This window comes from Acidovorax sp. HMWF018 (genome assembly GCF_003061035.1).
Lineage (GTDB): Bacteria > Pseudomonadota > Gammaproteobacteria > Burkholderiales > Burkholderiaceae_C > Acidovorax > Acidovorax delafieldii.
Genome location: NZ_QAIM01000683.1, coordinates 1 through 2,187, shown reverse-complemented (window position 1 = coordinate 2,187; position 2,187 = coordinate 1). Strand labels below are relative to the sequence as shown.

The window sequence follows — 2,187 nt, the reverse complement described above, 5'->3', positions numbered from 1 at the left end:
AGCAGCAGCAGCAATCCGTTTCAGACCATCGAGCGCAAGGACGTGGGCATCACGCTGCGCATCCGCCCCCAGATCAGCGAGAGCGGTTCTGTGCGCCTGTCGATCTACCAGGAGGCTTCATCGGTTTCATCCAGCACCTCGCCTGGAACGACCAATGCGGGCCCGACCACCAATAAACGTGCCATTGAATCATCGGTGGTGGTGGGCGACGGAAAAATCATCGTTCTAGGCGGTCTTATCGAGGATAGCTACACCAGCGATGCGGCACGCCTGCCGGTGCTCGGAGAGCTCCCCGTTTTGGGTGGATTCTTCCGTTCCATGAGCCGCACGCGTAAGAAGACCAACATGCTCGTCTTCCTTCGACCGGTCGTGATGCGCGATGAGGACGCCCTCAACGCGATTTCTCTTGACCGCTACGACTTCATCGGTGCGCGCCAGCGCGAGTTGCCGTGGGATGCCACACAGGTTCTGCCGGAAACATCGATGCCAGTGGTTCCTGCACTCTCGCCACGGTGAATGTCTTCAAACTTGTTTCATCAACGTGTCCACGCAAAGGAGTTTTTATGCGATTGGTTAATTTTGGAATTGCCCTCTGTCTCGTTGTTGCCGCACCGGCCAGCGTTTTCGCGCAGACCCCTGTGATGCCGGGAAAATGGGAACTGACGAGTACGTACAAAGGTGTCCCATTCGGCGGTGACGGGGAACGGACCCGAACAGTGTGCCTTTCGGCGGAAACGCTGGGAGCGCTTCCTGAAAAGGCACTTATCCAGGCCTCACCGCCGCCAAGCGACGACGCTTCAAGCTTAAAGTCACCGAAATGTGAGTATTCACAAGTTCGCCGGGATGGCGCTAGCTCTGCCTGGACGGTAAGTTGTGAAGAGCCAAAGATGGCTGGAAACGGTAGCGCGACGATGCTCTCGCCGGAGCAGGTGGATCTTCAGGAAACGCTGGAGCTGAAGATGGGTTTCATGGCTCGCTCAATTCAGCACGGCGTGCGAGCACGTCGCGTCGGTGACTGCTCATGAGTCCCCGTTCTCTGCTGAAATTTATGAGTGCTGATTGGCGCCTTTCAAATAAATGCGAAGTCCATCGCGGCGATGGCGGGCTTCTCTATAAAGTAAACAAAACCTCTAAGTAACCGACAACAACTTTGAAACAAGCAACCTCAGGCGTGTCACCACCAGTCGAGCCCCTTCGGACAATGGCCGTTGGCGCGTCAGACTCAACGCGATGGTCCGGCGAATACCAGGACTTGTGACACGGCAGGCGCTCAGCACGCCGGCCTCCACTTCCTGCGCCACTGCTGTGATTGGCAGCAACGTAAAGGCGTGCCCACTGATCGCAACGTCCTTCATGGCGGTCGCGGTGTCAACTTCCATGACGATGTCAAGCGTCACGTTGTGGCGACGCGAAAGTACGTCTAACGTGGTGCGCAGGCCATTGGGCACGGCAGGTAGCACCATGGGGACGCCGCTAAGTGCGCGAAACGGTACGGTCTCTCCGGCGAATTTTGGGTGGCCTGTCTTGCCAATCAGGAAGGTTTCGACCTTTCCTAATACGTCCTCGCCGCGCAGTGCAGTGGAACCATAGCGGTTCACCACAATCATGTCGAGTCGCCCCGATGTACCCAAAACGCGCGTCTGGGGCGAGCCGTTCAGCCCCGTAATCGCGGCTTGTCCGCCGCCTTACGACTTGGCACGAGGCTTCATGCGGAAGCTTATGCCCATGCGATTGATGGCATTCATGGCTGCAATCGTGAGAGTCAGGTCCACCAGATCCTTCTCTCCGAATGCGGCCAATGCGGCCGAATAGGCCTCATCTGAAGCGTGAGTCTCGCTCACCAGCGTGACTTCCTCGCTCCACGCCAACGCCGCGCGCTCCTGTTCAGAGAATAGGTATTGGGCCTCGTGCCAGACAGGGATGAGTACCAGCTTTTCAACCGACATGCCTTCAGCAAGTAGGTCACGCGTATGAATGTCGATGCAGTGCGCGCAACCATTGATCTGCGACACACGCAGGAAGACTAGGTGAGTCAGCAAACTCGGTAGGCCAGTGCTCTTGGTAACGAAGTGGTGCAGCGTTCCAGCAGCCTGGGCTGCTGCCGGTTTCGATGACACCTTGTTAAGGTGGAAGATGAAACCGGAGGTGGTTCATGGAGAGAAGAAGGACATTCAGCCGCGAGTTCAA

3 protein-coding genes and 1 pseudogene are annotated in these 2,187 nt (G+C 57.2%); 2 read left to right on the top strand and 2 right to left on the bottom strand.

Annotated features, from left to right (window positions below; all coding sequences use genetic code 11):
- Together DBR23_RS29040 and DBR23_RS29035 are read left to right on the top strand one after the other, a co-directional pair.
- Positions 1-516 (top strand): annotated as a pseudogene (locus tag DBR23_RS29040) (type II secretion system protein GspD); the annotation flags it as partial.
- The gene (locus tag DBR23_RS29035) at positions 513-1,025 is read left to right on the top strand and encodes a DUF3617 family protein (protein ID WP_146191482.1); all 513 of its coding nucleotides are present in this window, start codon (positions 513-515) and stop codon (positions 1,023-1,025) included. The pseudogene DBR23_RS29040 and the gene DBR23_RS29035, both read left to right, overlap by 4 nt.
- A gap of 105 nt (positions 1,026-1,130) precedes the next feature.
- Here the strand turns inward: DBR23_RS29035 and DBR23_RS29030 are convergent, their stop codons facing one another.
- Entirely contained in the window at positions 1,131-1,631 is a 501-nt protein-coding gene (locus DBR23_RS29030; RefSeq protein WP_255581939.1) for a LysR substrate-binding domain-containing protein, read from the bottom strand.
- A gap of 54 nt (positions 1,632-1,685) precedes the next feature.
- Complete coding sequence (locus DBR23_RS29025) at positions 1,686-2,135, bottom strand: carboxymuconolactone decarboxylase family protein (RefSeq protein WP_108500344.1); 450 nt, start codon at positions 2,133-2,135, stop codon at positions 1,686-1,688.
- Positions 2,136-2,187 lie beyond the last annotated feature (52 nt).